General features: G+C 60.4%; 13 protein-coding genes. 4 read left to right on the top strand and 9 right to left on the bottom strand.

Annotation, left to right across the window (positions count from 1 at the left end; genetic code table 11):
- Positions 1–149: 149 nt before the first annotated feature.
- Genes IB244_RS15245 through IB244_RS15235 form a run of 3 tightly spaced genes read right to left on the bottom strand, consistent with a single transcriptional unit; the run spans position 150 to position 2,777 of the window.
- Positions 150–1,028, bottom strand: a complete 879-nt coding sequence (locus tag IB244_RS15245) for a 50S ribosomal protein L11 methyltransferase (RefSeq protein ID WP_192304707.1) — start codon at positions 1,026–1,028, stop codon at positions 150–152.
- A gap of 14 nt (positions 1,029–1,042) precedes the next feature.
- Positions 1,043–2,170 carry an FAD-dependent oxidoreductase gene (locus tag IB244_RS15240; protein WP_018858343.1) on the bottom strand — a complete coding sequence of 376 codons (1,128 nt, stop codon included), beginning with the start codon at positions 2,168–2,170 and terminating at the stop codon, positions 1,043–1,045.
- 4 nt (positions 2,171–2,174) lie between these two features.
- Positions 2,175–2,777 (bottom strand): SCO family protein, encoded by a 603-nt coding sequence (locus tag IB244_RS15235; protein ID WP_018858342.1) that lies wholly within the window; start codon positions 2,775–2,777, stop codon positions 2,175–2,177.
- A 353-nt stretch (positions 2,778–3,130) separates the two neighbouring features.
- On the opposite strand from IB244_RS15235, the gene IB244_RS15230 reads away from it, so the two are divergent.
- The 3 genes from IB244_RS15230 to IB244_RS15220 all read left to right on the top strand — a co-directional run bounded on the left by IB244_RS15230 (position 3,131) and on the right by IB244_RS15220 (position 6,174).
- Positions 3,131–5,095 carry a methyl-accepting chemotaxis protein gene (locus IB244_RS15230; protein ID WP_026371943.1) on the top strand — a complete coding sequence of 655 codons (1,965 nt, stop codon included), beginning with the start codon at positions 3,131–3,133 and terminating at the stop codon, positions 5,093–5,095.
- A gap of 2 nt (positions 5,096–5,097) precedes the next feature.
- A complete protein-coding gene (locus tag IB244_RS15225) occupies positions 5,098–5,565 on the top strand; it encodes a chemotaxis protein CheW (protein WP_018858340.1) in 468 nt (155 codons plus the stop codon).
- A gap of 198 nt (positions 5,566–5,763) precedes the next feature.
- Positions 5,764–6,174 carry a GFA family protein gene (locus IB244_RS15220; RefSeq protein WP_018858339.1) on the top strand — a complete coding sequence of 137 codons (411 nt, stop codon included), beginning with the start codon at positions 5,764–5,766 and terminating at the stop codon, positions 6,172–6,174.
- Between the two features lie 17 nt (positions 6,175–6,191).
- On the opposite strand, the gene IB244_RS15215 is transcribed toward IB244_RS15220, so the two are convergent.
- A complete protein-coding gene (locus IB244_RS15215) occupies positions 6,192–6,686 on the bottom strand; it encodes a CreA family protein (RefSeq protein ID WP_192304705.1) in 495 nt (164 codons plus the stop codon).
- A 63-nt stretch (positions 6,687–6,749) separates the two neighbouring features.
- On the bottom strand, positions 6,750–7,340 hold the full coding sequence (locus tag IB244_RS15210; protein ID WP_018858337.1) for a 3'-5' exonuclease: 591 nt from the start codon (positions 7,338–7,340) through the stop codon (positions 6,750–6,752).
- A 258-nt stretch (positions 7,341–7,598) separates the two neighbouring features.
- Here IB244_RS15210 and IB244_RS15205 point away from each other — a divergent pair, with 258 nt between their 5' ends.
- The gene (locus IB244_RS15205; protein WP_018858336.1) at positions 7,599–8,120 is read left to right on the top strand and encodes a GNAT family N-acetyltransferase; all 522 of its coding nucleotides are present in this window, start codon (positions 7,599–7,601) and stop codon (positions 8,118–8,120) included.
- A gap of 33 nt (positions 8,121–8,153) precedes the next feature.
- On the opposite strand, the gene ligA is transcribed toward IB244_RS15205, so the two are convergent.
- From ligA to lpxC, 4 genes are all read right to left on the bottom strand, one after another.
- Entirely contained in the window at positions 8,154–10,319 is a 2,166-nt protein-coding gene (gene ligA / locus IB244_RS15200; RefSeq protein WP_192304703.1) for an NAD-dependent DNA ligase LigA, read from the bottom strand.
- A 108-nt stretch (positions 10,320–10,427) separates the two neighbouring features.
- Positions 10,428–12,101 carry a DNA repair protein RecN gene (gene recN / locus IB244_RS15195; protein WP_018858334.1) on the bottom strand — a complete coding sequence of 558 codons (1,674 nt, stop codon included), beginning with the start codon at positions 12,099–12,101 and terminating at the stop codon, positions 10,428–10,430.
- Between the two features lie 5 nt (positions 12,102–12,106).
- On the bottom strand, positions 12,107–12,976 hold the full coding sequence (locus IB244_RS15190; RefSeq protein WP_026371942.1) for an outer membrane protein assembly factor BamD: 870 nt from the start codon (positions 12,974–12,976) through the stop codon (positions 12,107–12,109).
- A 274-nt stretch (positions 12,977–13,250) separates the two neighbouring features.
- Positions 13,251–14,207, bottom strand: coding sequence for a UDP-3-O-acyl-N-acetylglucosamine deacetylase (lpxC, locus tag IB244_RS15185; protein WP_018858332.1), 957 nt, complete (start codon positions 14,205–14,207; stop codon positions 13,251–13,253).
- Between the last annotated feature and the right edge of the window lie 75 nt (positions 14,208–14,282).

The raw sequence follows: 14,282 nt of genomic DNA, 5'->3' as shown, positions 1-14,282 counted from the left end.
CGCTCCCTTCTCCTCCTCCCTCACGGGATCGGCGATCAGAACAGTAGAAGCCCGCTCGAGCGCTCCTCCTCCTTCGAGCTCGCGGGCACTGACCGGGAAACTGGTCTCAAGGCGGTGCCATTGGCACCGCCTTTTCTTTTGCCTTCATCTCAAGGGCGGTCGAGATGGATCGTCACCCAACCGTTTCGCCAGATCGTGCGGACATGCCGCAGGTGCGCACCATTATAGGCGGCAAGCACCTTCCAGCGTTGCGCGGCCAGAATGCCGGAGAGGATGACCGACCCTCCCGGCGCCAGGTGGTTGACGAGCTGCGGCGCCATCTTGATCAGCGGTCGCGCGAGGATGTTGGCGATGATGAGATCGAAGGGACCATGTGTGGAAAAGGCCGTCGAGTGAAAACCCGGCGCTGTCGCCGTCGAGATACCGGACGCAATCCCGTTGCTTCTGATGTTCTCGGCCGCGACCCGAGTTGCGACCGGGTCGATATCGGTGGCGAGAACGGGAATGTTACGCAGCTTCCTCACGGCAATCGCCAGAACGCCGCTACCGGTTCCGAGGTCGAGCGCATTCCGCACGGAGCGGGAACGAAGAACGCGATCGATCGTCTCCAGGCAGCCAGCCGTCGTACCGTGGTGACCCGTACCGAACGCCTGGCCCGCATCGATCTCGATCGCAATGTCCCCGGGCCGTACCTTGTCGCGGTCGTGCGAGCCATGGACGAGGAACCGCCCTGCCCGAACCGGCTTCAGGCCCTCGAGTGACTTGGCGACCCAATCGACGTCAGGGATCACCTCGCGTTCGACCTTGGCGTCGGGAAAGCTCGTCTTCAGCGCGCCTTCGACACGCGCGCGAACCTGCGCCTCGTCTTCACGCATCATGTAGACGGAGGCTTCCCAAATGTCCTTCTTCTCGTCGATTTCAGTCGTCGCGATCGCGAAGTCTTCTTCGCCGAAGACCTCGGACAGCAGGTCCAGAATCTCACCGGCCTGCACTTCGGTCGTCGTCACATAAAGGCGTATTTCACTCACAATCACTCTTTCTTTTATGGGGCGCCATCGATCCAGGGCGGCGACTGCGTATCATATCCGGAAACACCGTGAAGCAATTTTTGTCGGAATGCAGGTATCCGCAAAAGAACCGGTACGGCAAGATTGCGGATCGCGATTGCCATCGGATGTGTCATTGTGATTAGCGATGTCAATTGATGGGTCTGCTTCAGCACCGTCGTCACAGCAGGCATCCTGAGCACCGCATACTCCTGCTCCCGCCTCTCCGAGATCAGCCAGGCCAACCAGCATGCGTCTTCGATGCCAAGGTTCATCCCCCGCGCCCCGGCAGGCGAATGAATGTGCGCAGCATCCCCGGCAAGGAAAACGTTGCCCCTCGCCATTACCTCGGCACGACGAAAGTGAATGCGAAAATCGGACGCCCAGACCCGCTCAGCAATGGGCGCGGGATGCTCGATGCGGCTCTCGAAATCGGGGAGCGTCGAAATGTAGCGCAGCACGTCACGCGTCACAGGCAAGCGCCCGATCATGCCAGGATCGAACAGGCTGATCTCGGCAAAGCTGGGATCGACCGGTCCGGCGTAGCGAAAATCCGCCAGGTAAAAGCTGCTCTCCAGCACCTGCCCGGGGAAACCGATGCCGAGGGCTTCTCGCACCGTTGAATGGGACCCGTCGGCCGCGATCACGATATCGAAATCCGCGGTTTCGACCGAACCATCCAGCTTCCTTAGCGTCACCTTCGGTTTCGAAAGATCGCCGGAAACCGCCTCCACGACGGTTTGCCACTCCGGAGCAATCTCGTAGTCGGAAAGCTTGCCGAGCAGCAGCCGCTCGGTATGCCCTTGCGCCAGCGCATGGATGGCACTGTAGGGACCGGGAACCTCCGTGGTGTCGATGTCGGCAAGGACCTTGCCTTTGGCGGCGATCCGGAAGTGCTGTATCTGCTGCGCTTCCTGCAGGATCGTGTCCGTCACACGCGAAGGTGAAAGCAGCGTCAGCGTTCTGGCATTGATGCCGAGAGCACGGCTTTCCGTTAGGGGCACCGGTCCGGCGTCGCTATCGACGATGCGCGGGAGGTGGCCGCGGCGGGCGAGTTCAAGAGCAGCAGTCAGACCAGTCGCACCGGCTCCGGCGATCAAGATGCTGCGATGCCCTGACGCCATGCCGTCATCCCTTGCTGACGAGGTTCTCCAGTTTCTTTACAGCCGTATCGGGATTTTCGCCATAGGCGATGGTACCGGAGAACCGCCCTTCCGAATCGAGCAGGAAGACAGAAGCCGTGTGATCCATCGTGTAGTCGCCGTTCGGATTGCTTTCGTCCACCGGAACCTTCTTGGCGTAGACGCGGTAGCCCTTGATGACATCGGCAATCTTGTCGGGCGCGCCTGATATGCCGACGATGCGCTTGGACACGTTGGAAACGTATTCGTTCATCACCTCAGGCGTGTCGCGCTCCGGATCGACGGTCACGAAATAGGCCTGCAGCTTCTTGCCATCCGGATCGACCTTCTCCAGCCAACCGTTCATCTCAAAGAGCGTTGTCGGGCAGACCTCCGGGCAATGGGTGAAGCCAAAGAAGAGCGCCGTCGGCTTGCCCCGGAAGGCCTGCTCGGTGATCGGCTTGCCGTCCTGGGCAACGAGCGTGAACGGCACGCCGAACGGCCCCTCGGAAACGGCCTCCTTCGTCTTGGTGACATTAAGCGTCAGCCAGCCGAGAATTCCGGCCATCAGCAGCACCGCAACCCAGACCGCAATGCGGACAGTCTTCATCGATCGAACCTCAAAGATCGGGATTATTCCCGTTTATCGGGTGATATCGCCTCCTGCTTCGGGGCGCAATTCAACAACACGTTTCCCAGTGGCGACCGATTGCCCCACCAGCACACGGAAAAGGCGAAATCGGTTTCACAAAAACCAAAATCTTCAACCACTTAGCAGATGAAACAAAGACGGTTGCAATCTTTGAGGGTTAGCAAATACTTAAAAATACATATCTATATTTAGGAATGGATAGAACGTTCTACGTTCTCGTGACATGAGGTCCACCCGGCATTTCAATCCCCGGCTATCCGCGTGAGCGCAAGATGCACACCGCGTCTCATCGCGGAGGGGGATGATCATCAATGACTGATATGAAAGTGCGCAAGAGCCTCTCTGTAGGCCAACGGCTGGGGACACTTGCCGGCGCGGCGTTCATTGGCTTCGGCTCGATGCTTGCAGTTGGCTGGTATCAAAATTCGAGCGCCGACGCGGCTTTGAGACATGCCAACGAAATCCAGGCCAGCGTCGACCAGATTAACGAGATGCGCGCCGCAAACCTCACCCTCATTCTTGCCGCCATGGACACCATCGTCGACCGTGGCGATCGCGCCGTGATGCCCGAACGCCTGAAGCTGATGAACGAGGCGATCGGCGAGCTGCAGAACAGCTCCAAGGAGATGCACCGCCTGGGCGAAGAGCTGAACGCCGGAAACCTGTTGTCCACCTATGATGCAGACGTGGCGTCTCTGGGGAAAAATGTCGTCGGAGACTTGAAATCTGCTGTCGAAGCCGGGGCGCCGGACAGTGAATTTGACAAGCTGGACGACGCCATCGACGGTGGCGGCGACAAGGTGGGCGCGACACTGGACAAGCTCGCCCACGAAGGCGGCGAATTGGCCAAAGCGCGGATCGACGAGGCAAACGCAATCTCGGAGCGGGCGATACTGATCCAGCTGGGACTTGGCATCGTCGCCATCCTGACAATGGGCACCCTGCAATACATTCATGGCGGTTCCATCCGTCGCGGTATCGAGGGTGTGCGAAAAAGCATGCAGGGCATCATGCGCGGCGATCTCAATAGCCTTGTCCCCGCCACTGACCGGGGCGATGAGATCGGCGACATGGCACGCGCAGCGGAGAGCTTCCGGCTTGCCGCAATCGAGAAGCAGGAATTGCAGGCGCGTAGCGACAGCGAACGCCAGCAGAGCGACGCCGAGCGCCGCAGCCGTGAAGCAGCGAAGCTTGCGGACGCCGAAGCGCTCAACGATGCAGTCCATGCGTTGGGCGACGGCCTTACGCGCCTCGCGGGCGGAGACGTGACAGTCACCATCAATCAGCCGTTCACGGCAGAGCTTGAGCGCTTGCGCACCGACTTCAATCACACCACGGCGACGCTCCGCCAGACAATGGCCGGGATCGCCCGAAACGGGACTTCCATCCAGGCAAACAGCCAGCAGATGCGCTCGGCAGCAGACGACCTCGCCAAGCGTACGGAACAACAGGCGGCCTCGCTGGAGGAAACCTCCGCGGCGCTCGACCAGATCACCGCAACGGTTCGCAACGCCACCAACCGTGCCGAGGAAGTCGGCCACATGGTTGCCCACACCCGGCAGAATACCGCGAAATCAGATGTGGTCGTGACCGATGCCATGGCTGCGATGGAGCGAATCGCGACCGCCTCGCGCGAGATCGGAACAATCATCAACGTCATCGATGAGATCGCCTTCCAAACCAACCTCCTCGCCCTCAACGCGGGCGTCGAAGCTGCTCGCGCCGGCGAAGCCGGCAAGGGCTTTGCTGTCGTAGCACAGGAAGTACGCGAACTCGCCGGCCGCGCGGCCGGTGCCGCCAAGGATATCAAGGCCTTGATCGGAAAATCCGGCGCCGAGGTAAAGGCCGGCGGCGAACTCGTAACGGCGGCCGGCGAAGCCCTGCGCCAGATCGGCGAAGATGTTTTGCGCATCGACGAGCATGTTAAATCAATCGTAACCTCTGCACGCGAACAATCTACCGGACTGAACGAAATCAATACGGCCATCAGCCAGATGGACCAGGTCACGCAGAAAAATGCGGCCATGGTGGAAGAAACGAACGCAGCTAGTCACGCGCTCGCCACCGATGCCGACAGCCTGATCCACCTGATCCAGACGTTCAAGATCGGCGAAGGCATGAATGCCCGTTCCACGCCGCGGGAGGCCACCGCAGTCTCGCATCCGAAACCATCTCCCGCACGAAGCCTTATCGGCAAGGTCGCGGGCGCATTCAGCGGCGGCGCAACCGCCAGAGCCATGGCCGTACCGGCCGGAGACAACTGGGAAGAATTCTGATCATGAACAATACCGTCATCAACCAGACCGGATCGCATCTCGAGATCGTCTCCTTCCATCTCGGCGAGCAGGAGTTCTGCATCGACATCATGGCGATCCGCGAAATCCGCGGCTGGGCGCCCGTAACGCCAATGCCGCACACACCGCCCTACGTCCTCGGCCTCATCAATCTTCGTGGTGCGGTAATTCCGGTCATCGACATGGCCTGCCGCCTCGGCATGAAGATGACCGAGCCGTCGGAGCGCTCCGCCATTATCGTCACCGACATTGCCGGCAAGCTCGTCGGCCTGCTGGTCGAGCAGGTCTCCGACATGATGACCATCAAGAGCGAAGACCTGCAGCCGGCACCGGAGATCATCCCGGAAGCCCAGCGCGCCTTCTGCCGCGGCATCGTCGCCCTGGAAAAGACCATGGTCTGCTTTTTAAACCTCGACACCGTAATCGCCGACGAATTGGCACAGGCTGCTTGACGCGACCAGCCAGCATAACCGCCAAGAGATTTTCGAACCGCTCGCATCGAACCGTTGCGAGCGGTTTTTTCTGTACGGTCATTGTTAGGGCCGCATTGCAGGCTATCTCCTCATCGCATCGTCCGACGTCGCTTCGAGTGAACGAAGTGCGCGAACGGGCGTTCGAATGGTTGTCAGAAGAACAACGGGGTACGCAGAATGCGCGAGGCGAAAACCCGTCACACCGGAGGATGCGGCTGCGGTGCGGTCCGATACAGAATTGACGAGGCGCCGCTGGCGAGCGGCATCTGCCACTGTCAGACATGCCGAAAGGTCGCTTCGGCTCCTACGCTTCCGTTCGTCACCTTTCCCGTGCGAACGCTGGTATACGAACAGGGAGCCCCTCGGGCATTTGCCTCCTCGAGAGGCGTTGTCAGGACATTTTGCGGCTCATGCGGTTCTCCGATCGGCTATCAGAACGATGCCGACCCAGACCTGATCGACATCATGACAGTCAGCCTCGACGACCCGGATGAGTATCATCCGACCTTTCACGTCTGGACGTCTGAAAAGGTGTCCTGGGATGTCATCTGCGACGAGCTGCCGGCACATCCCAAGAGCCGCGCCTAGCGCGACGAGGCGTGTTGCTATTGCGGCTTGCCGTTCTTCCACGTGACATACTGGCCGTATAGCGGGATGGTTGAAATCGCCATCTTCGCCGAGCCATCAGTCAGTTCGCGGGAGTGGGCGAGATAGACCAGCGTGTCGTTCTTCTTGTCGTAGATCCGGTTGACGACCAGCTTCTTCCAGATAAGCGACATGCCCGTCTTGAACACCTCGTCGCCGCCCTCCGACAGATTGATGTCGCCAATCTCGATCGGCCCCGTCTGCCGGCAGGAGATGGAGTTGTTCGAGGGGTCTTCGAACCAGTTGCCGTTCTTCACGCGATCGATAACGCTGCGGTCGAAATAAGTGACGTGGCAAGTCACGCCCTTCACCTGCGGGTCGGCCACCGCATCGATGATGATGTCGTTGCCAATCCAGTCGACCCCGACCTTGCCGACGACGTCGGCTGAGGCAGCGCCGGCGCTAAGGCCGATGAGTGAAGCAGCGGCAAGCGCGATGTAACTCTTTCTGGACATGACGGTTCCCTGATTGCATCCGCATCTTAGGTAAGCGCGCCTGATGCCTTTACAAGGAAGTGTTCACGCCTTCCTGCAGGTGCAGGCCTCATACCCGGTCGACGTCAGCCTGCCAGGCTTCATGCCTATCAGAGCGGGAATGGCGTTCACTGCAGCCGCCCCGACAGCCTTTGCCATCGCGATCGCGGCATGCGCGCAGACGGCGGCGTCCTCGGCGGCATTGTGATGCGCAAAACGCAGGCCGAGATGCTCGGCGATCATGTTGAGCCGGTGCGAGAGGAAATGCGGCCAGATCCGCTGGGCCATCTTCAGGCTACAGAGATACGTCAGCTCCGGATAGGACTGCCGATAGAGATCGAGGCTCGCGCGCCAGACGCTGAAATCGAACGCTGCATTGTGCGCAATCATGGTCGCACCTCGGAAATCGTCGTGGAATTCGTCCATCACTTCCGGAAACGCCGGCGCGTCCTCGACATGCTCAGGCCGGATGCCGTGAATGGCGATGTTCATACCGGAGAACCGCATCTCCTTCGGCCGGATCAGACGCTCCTCGACGCGGGTAACCTTGCCGTCCTCAATCCATGCCAGTCCCACCGAACAGGCGCTGCCGCGTTGTTCGTTGGCGGTTTCGAAATCAATGGCGATGGTTTTCAACGAGATTTCCGATTCGATAGCATGGATCTGGCATAACCTCCCCACCCTCTCCGCGCAAATCCGGCTGTTGACATCCGCAAGCGGATTGCGAAATCATGGCGCATGATCGGATTGATGACCATTGTGCTGACGCGGACGACCACCCTTGCAGGGTTGGCGGGAGCGATGGTGCGTTAGAAGCAGTCCGTCATCCCTAAACCCTGCCGAGGCGAGCAGGGTTCGGGAACCGGCTCTCCTCAAACTGAGAAGGAGAGTTGCATGCAGAAGAATCCAAACCCCAGAGAAATACCCGCCGGACTGTCGATCCGAGCCATCCGTCCGTCCGACACCGAGGCATTGACGGCGCTGGTCAATCTGCCGGGCTTCCGCGCCGGTACCTTGCGTCCACCCTACCAGAGCATTGAAGAGACCCGCCGCCATGTCGAAAACAGCAATCCGGATGCAATGCGTCTGGTTGCAATTATCGACGAGCAGATCGTCGGCGACATCGGCATGACCCGTTACCACGGCCGCCGCAATCACGTCGCCAGCATCGGCATGGGCGTGCATGACGACTTTACCGGTCGCGGCATCGGCAGCGCGATGCTCGCGGCCGTCATCGATGCCGCCGACAACTGGCTGAACATCATGCGCCTGGAATTGACTGTTTACACCGACAACGAAGCCGCCCTCGCCCTTTACAGGAAATTTGGTTTCGAAGAGGAAGGTATACTCCGTGCTTTCGCCTTCCGCGCCGGCAGCTACGTCGATGCTTACGCGATGGCGCGCATCAAGCGGTAGAGGAACGCTCCGAGGTCGGTGACAGCCGATCCCTCATCCGCTGATCAGGGCCAGCCACTCGTCCTCGTCCATCGTCTGGACACCGAGTTCGCGTGCCTTGTCGAGTTTCGAGCCTGCGCCTGGTCCTGCAACCACGATGTCGGTTTTCTTTGACACCGAGCCTGCGACCTTAGCGCCGAGGCTTTCAGCCCGCGCCTTGGCTTCATCGCGCGTGAACTTCTCCAGCGAACCGGTGAAGACCACAGTCTTGCCGGCGACTGGGCTGTCTGCAGCAGCAACCTTCTCTGCGGGCAAGGGCGTCCCGTCATTCAGTTCGGCGAGCAGTCGCGAGATCACCTCGACATTGCGCGGTTCCTTGTAGAATTCAACGATCCCGCGCGCGACGATCTCACCGATGCCTTCGATGGCGTTGAGGTCGTTCCAGGCATCGCCCGAGAGCGGCGCGGCAGCTTTCATCGCTGCTTCGAAGTCGGCATAGGTGCCGTAGGAGCGTGCCAGGAGCTTGGCTGTCGTCTCGCCGACGTGCCGGATGCCGAGCGCGTAAATGAACCGGTGCAGCGCGATGCTCCGCCGCTCGTTGATCGCCGTATAGAGCTTTCCGACGCTGACCTTGCCGAAACCTTCGATATTTTCAAGCTTTGTCAGCGAACCGGCCTGCCGCTTCTCAAGCGTGAAAATATCTGGCGCGTTACGGATCTGCAGCGCCGGATCGTCGCTCTCGAAGAAGAAGTCGACCTGCTTCGATCCCAGGCCCTCGATATCGAAGGCATTGCGCGAAACAAAGTGCTTCAGATGCTCGGTGGCCTGCGCACGGCAAATGAAGCCGCCGGTGCAGCGCGTTACGGAGTCGAGCTTGCCTGTCTTTTCGTTCTTCTCCCGCACCGCATGGCTGCCGCAGACCGGGCATTTTTGCGGGAATTCATAGCGGGCGGCATCAGCGGGGCGCTTCTCCATGACAACATCGAGCACCTGCGGGATAACGTCTCCGGCCCGCTGCACGATGACCGTGTCACCGATCCGAATGTCGTGCCCGACGTCGCGGATGCGTTCGCCCGAGTTCCCGATGCCTTCGATGTAATCGGCGTTATGCAGGGTCGCATTGGTTACGACGACGCCGCCGACGGTAATTGGCGTCAGCCGTGCAACCGGCGTCAGGGCGCCGGTGCGGCCCACCTGGATATCGATGTTCTCGACAGTCGTGAAAGCCTGCTCGGCCGGGAACTTATGTGCCGTCGCCCAGCGCGGACTGCGGGAGCGGAATCCGAGCCGTTGCTGCAGATCCAGGCTGTCGACCTTGTAGACGACACCGTCGATATCATAGTCCAGGTCCGGTCGCTTCAGGCCGATCTCGTCGTAGTGGGCTAAAATATCGGCGACGGAATTCAACCGCTTCATCAGGGGATTGACCGGAAAGCCCCAGCTCTTGAATACCTCGACCATACCAAACTGTGTGTCGGAGGGCATGTCGGATATCTCACCCCAGGCATAGGCGAAGAACTTCAACTTGCGGCTCGCAGTCACCTTGGCGTCGAGCTGCCGCAGCGATCCGGCTGCCGTATTGCGCGGATTGACGTAGGGCTGCTTCCCCTCGGCTTCCATCTGCTTATTGAGCGCCAGGAAGTCGCTCTTGGCCATGTAGACCTCGCCGCGCACCTCGACGACTGCTGGTGCCCCCGCCGGCAGCGTCTGGGGAATTTCCTTGATCGTGCGGATGTTGGCCGTGACGTTTTCGCCGGTCGTGCCGTCGCCGCGCGTTGCAGCGCTCACCATCCTGCCGTTCTCATAGCGAATCGACATAGAGAGGCCGTCGATCTTCGGCTCCGCGGTAAAGGCAATCGACTGGTCCGGCAGACGGCCGAGGAAGCGATAGACGCTCGCCACGAAGTCCTGCACGTCCTCCTGCGAGAACGTGTTGTCGAGCGATAGCATCGGCCGTGCATGCACAACGGGCGCGAACGTTACCGAAGGCGCGATACCGACACGCCGCGACGGACTGTCCTCGCGAATGAGTTCCGGAAAGCGCGCCTCGATCGCGTCGTTGCGACGCTTCAGTGCATCATACTCGGCATCGGAAATCGCCGGGCGATCCTCGCCGTGATAAAGCTCGTCGTTGCGGGCGATCTCCTTGGCGAGCCACTCAAGCTCGGCGGCGGCATCTTCGATCGTCAGGGCATCAACGGCTATGGCTTCGGTCGACATACGGCTCTCGCTCCACGGAATCTGGAGTCGGTTTTAGAGCAAAATGAATGGATTGAAAGAGAGCGAGAGGTCATCGTTCGCCCTCTCCCCAATTCGGCGATTAGGAAATCAGCCGTTCCCGGCCAGCAGCCGGGCCGCCGCCGCCCTCGCCTCTTCCGTCACCGACGCACCCGCCAGCATGCGTGCGATTTCTTCCGTCCGGTCGCCAGGCGCCATCGTCGCGACGCGAGTCGCGATCTTCTCCGAGCCTTCGGCGGCCGGTCCTTTCGAAATCAGCAGGTGCGTCGCCGCACGCGCGGCGACCTGCGGCGCATGTGTGACCGACAGCACCTGCACCCGGTCGGAGAGCCGCTTCAGCCGCTGACCGATCGCATCCGCAACCGCACCACCGACGCCGGTATCGATTTCGTCGAAGACGAGCGTCGGCGCAGAACCGCGATCGGCAAGCGCAACCTTCAGGGCGAGCAGGAAGCGCGAAAGCTCGCCGCCGGAAGCTACCTTCATAATCGAACCAGGACGTGTGCCCGGGTTGGTCTGGACGTGGAACTCCACCACGTCGATACCCTCCGAGGTCGCGTCATCAGGATTGGTGGTGATCTCCACCATGAAGCGCGCGCGCTCAAGCTTCAGCGCCGGCAGCTCCGCCATCACAGCAGCAGCCAAGGCGTCTCCGGCATGATGACGCTTGTCGGAAAGCGTGCGCGCCGCTGCGTTGTAGTTTGCCTTGCCAACACCGACCTCGGCCTCAAGCTTGGCAAGCTTTTCCTCGCCGGCATCGACGTCGGCAAGATCGCTGATCATGCGAACCGCCAGCGCTGGCAGTTCGATCACCGGAACGGAGTATTTGCGGGAGGCAGCGCGCAAGGCAAACAGGCGTTCCTCCACACGCTCCAGCTCCTTCGGATCGTATTCCGTCTTCCTCAGCGCAGCCTCGACTTCCATCTGCGCATTGGAGAGCTGGTCCAGAGCGGCATCCAGAAGCGCCACCGTATCTTCCAGCAAGCCCGGCGCCTCGTGGCTCTTGCGCTCCAGCCTGCGCACCAGCGAGGCGATATGTGGCACGGGGGAAGCATTGCCGTTGAGGAATTCGGAAGCCTCGGCGATATCGCCGGCGATCCGCTCGGCCTTCATCATCTTCTGGCGACGATCGGCGAGCTCGTCCTCTTCTCCGTCTTGCGGTGAAAGCTTCTCGAGCTCCTCTACGGAAGCGCGGAGGTAGTCGGCCTCACGAGCAGCGTTCGCCACCTTTTCGCGCTGCTTCTTGAGCGTCCGCTCGGTATCGCGCCAGATGCGGTACAGATTGGAGACTCCGGCAGCATCTTCGTTCACGCCTGCGAAAGCGTCGAGCAGGATCCGGTGCGCATGCGCATCGACCAAGGCGCGATCGTCGTGCTGGCCATGAATCTCGACCAGCATCTGCCCGACCTGGCGCATGAGCTGAACGCTGAGCGGCTGGTCGTTGACGTAAGCCTTGGTACGGCCATCAGCGTTCTGGACACGGCGGAAGATAAGATCGCCGTCATCATCGATGCCGTTTTCGCGCAGCAGCTTGCGGGCGCTGTGGTCCGCGCCGACGTCGAACACAGCCGTAACCTGCCCCTTGTCCTCGCCGTGGCGAACAAGACCGCCATCTCCGCGCCCGCCAAGCGCGAGCGACAGGCTATCGAGCAGGATGGATTTGCCAGCGCCGGTCTCCCCGGTCAGCACCGAGAGGCCGGTCTCGAAGGCGAGATCCAGCCGCTCGATCAGGACGATATCGCGGATCGAAAGCTGGATCAGCATTGGCCTCAGGTACCGAGCAGGAGTTTCTTGCCTGCGGCAGCAATCCACGAACCGGGGTTTTCACGCGGCTCGGTGCCACCACTCTTCAGCAGCTTGAAGGAGTCCGCATACCACTGACTGTCAGGATAGTTGTGGCCGAGAACCGCGGCTGCCGTCTGTGCTTCCTCGACGATGCCCATTGCGTAATAGGCTTCGACAAGGCGCGCAAGCGCTTCTTCGATCTGGTTGGTATTCGGATATTTCTCGACAACCGTGCGGAAGCGTGAGATCGCCGCCAGGTATTCCTTGCGCTCCATGTAGTAACGGCCGACCTGCATTTCCTTGCCTGCCATCTGATCGCGTGCGAAGCGGATTTTCGCCTGCGCGTCGTCGACGTATTCCGAATCCGGATAGTTGTCGATGACAGCCTGCATGGCCTCGACGGTCTTGGCGGCCGCGCGCTGGTCCTGCGTGACGTCCACGATCTGCTTCGAATAGGTCAGACCGATCAGATACTGCACGTAGGGAGCGTCCTTCGACTTCGGATACTGCGCCATATAGCGGTTGCCCGAAGCGAGAGCGTCGTCCAGACGGCCCTGGCGATACTTGACGAAGGTGCTCATCACGAGCGCCTTTCGCGCCCATTCTGAGAACGGGTTTTCGCGGTCGATTGCGTCGAACTTGCGCGCCGCCTCGGCCATGTTACCGGCCTTCATGTTGGCGAGGCCCTGCGTATAGAGGACATCCGGCGGATCGTTCTCCAGGCCGAGCTTGGTGATATCGATATCGGGGTCCGACTGGCATCCGGAAACTAAGGCACCTGCGCTCAGCACCAAGAGCGATGCGAACAAAGCGCGCGCTGTCTTCATCATACTATCAGACCCTGCATAACCCATCGGAATATCCCAACGCCGCCATCCCTCAACGGCAGCCACGCCTTGCTGGCGTTTCTAGCCACAAATGTGGAGCCAGAGCAACGCAATGATGATGCATTAACGCATTTTTGTGGCGATGCAGGCGATAAACGCCGGTTTTACACTGCGAATGCTGCATCTGGTGCTACTAAGCATCTGCGGCAGCACATCTATCGGGGAATCATCGCCGGCCTGCTCCCCATAAAGAAACCGCCTCTCGAAGGAGGCGGCCCTGGCCTAATAAATGCGATGGAGGTCATGCCGACCAGGGAGCAAATTCCGGCGCGTTGACCCGGATGAAATCCCGAGCCGCAACACGCTGGCGCGGCGCAGAGGTCTCGACAACCTCATAGGCGGTCGGGTCGCTGAGCAACGCCTTGAGAGCATTAGCATTCATCTTGTGACCGCCGCGGTAGGACCGATAGCAGCCGATGAAAGGAGCACCGGCGAGCGCCAGGTCGCCAACCGCATCGAGCGCCTTGTGGCGCACGAACTCGTCCTTGGCGTAGCGCAGGCCTTCGACGTTGATAACGGTGTTGTCGTCCGATATGACGACCGAATTCTCAAGCGACGAACCAAGCGCGTGGCCGGAGGCCCAAAGACGCTCGACATCGCGCATGAAGCCGAAGGTACGGGCACGCGACAGCTCGGACTTGAACGTCGCAGCCGTCATGTCGCCTTCCCACTTCTGTCGGCCGATCAGCGGGCAGTCGAAATCGATCTCAACCTCAAAGCGCATGCCGTCATAGGGACGGAACTCGCTCCACGAACCACCATGCTCGATGCGAACCGGCTTGGTGACGCGGATGTAGCGGCGCTTGACGCCAAGCGATACCAGGCCAACCTGTTCGATCGCCTCGATAAAGGGCATCGAGCTGCCATCCATGATGGGCATTTCGGAACCGTGAACTTCGATCAGGACGTTGTCGAGACCAAGCGCGTAGACAGCGGCCATGACATGCTCGATCGTCGCGACCGAGCGCGCCGGCGAGAAACCAAGAACGGTGCAGAGATCTGTATTGCCGACCTGAGAAGACACGGCACGATATTCGGAAACCTCGCCGTTGTCGTGCATGCGATTGAAGACAACGCCTGTGTCAGCTTCTGCCGGGTTGAAGGTAATCGAAACGTCAGCACCGGAATGAACGCCGATGCCCGAGAGCGTAATCGGGCGCGATACTGTCGTCTGAAAACCCAACATGCCAATAACCATAAATTTTTGCCTTTATTATCCCTGGTAATCCGCATCGGCTAACATGCCGAACCATCCGCCAGGGGTCATTTCACT

Origin of the sequence: Rhizobium sp. RHZ02 (assembly GCF_014851575.1) — a bacterium.
Classification (GTDB): Bacteria; Pseudomonadota; Alphaproteobacteria; order Rhizobiales; family Rhizobiaceae; genus Rhizobium; species Rhizobium altiplani.
Note: the sequence above shows the minus strand (reverse complement) of the source record. Positions and strands in the feature narration are given on the sequence as shown.

Coding starts and splice junctions, on each gene's coding strand:
- IB244_RS15205 (WP_018858336.1), top strand. CDS start 7,599: ATGCAGAAGAATCCAAACCCCAGAGAAATACCCGCCGGACTGTCGATC.
- recN (WP_018858334.1), bottom strand. CDS start 12,101: ATGCTGATCCAGCTTTCGATCCGCGATATCGTCCTGATCGAGCGGCTG.
- ligA (WP_192304703.1), bottom strand. CDS start 10,319: ATGTCGACCGAAGCCATAGCCGTTGATGCCCTGACGATCGAAGATGCC.
- IB244_RS15235 (WP_018858342.1), bottom strand. CDS start 2,777: ATGAAGACTGTCCGCATTGCGGTCTGGGTTGCGGTGCTGCTGATGGCC.
- IB244_RS15230 (WP_026371943.1), top strand. CDS start 3,131: ATGACTGATATGAAAGTGCGCAAGAGCCTCTCTGTAGGCCAACGGCTG.
- IB244_RS15240 (WP_018858343.1), bottom strand. CDS start 2,170: ATGGCGTCAGGGCATCGCAGCATCTTGATCGCCGGAGCCGGTGCGACT.
- IB244_RS15225 (WP_018858340.1), top strand. CDS start 5,098: ATGAACAATACCGTCATCAACCAGACCGGATCGCATCTCGAGATCGTC.
- lpxC (WP_018858332.1), bottom strand. CDS start 14,207: ATGGTTATTGGCATGTTGGGTTTTCAGACGACAGTATCGCGCCCGATT.
- IB244_RS15220 (WP_018858339.1), top strand. CDS start 5,764: ATGCGCGAGGCGAAAACCCGTCACACCGGAGGATGCGGCTGCGGTGCG.
- IB244_RS15215 (WP_192304705.1), bottom strand. CDS start 6,686: ATGTCCAGAAAGAGTTACATCGCGCTTGCCGCTGCTTCACTCATCGGC.
- IB244_RS15190 (WP_026371942.1), bottom strand. CDS start 12,976: ATGGGTTATGCAGGGTCTGATAGTATGATGAAGACAGCGCGCGCTTTG.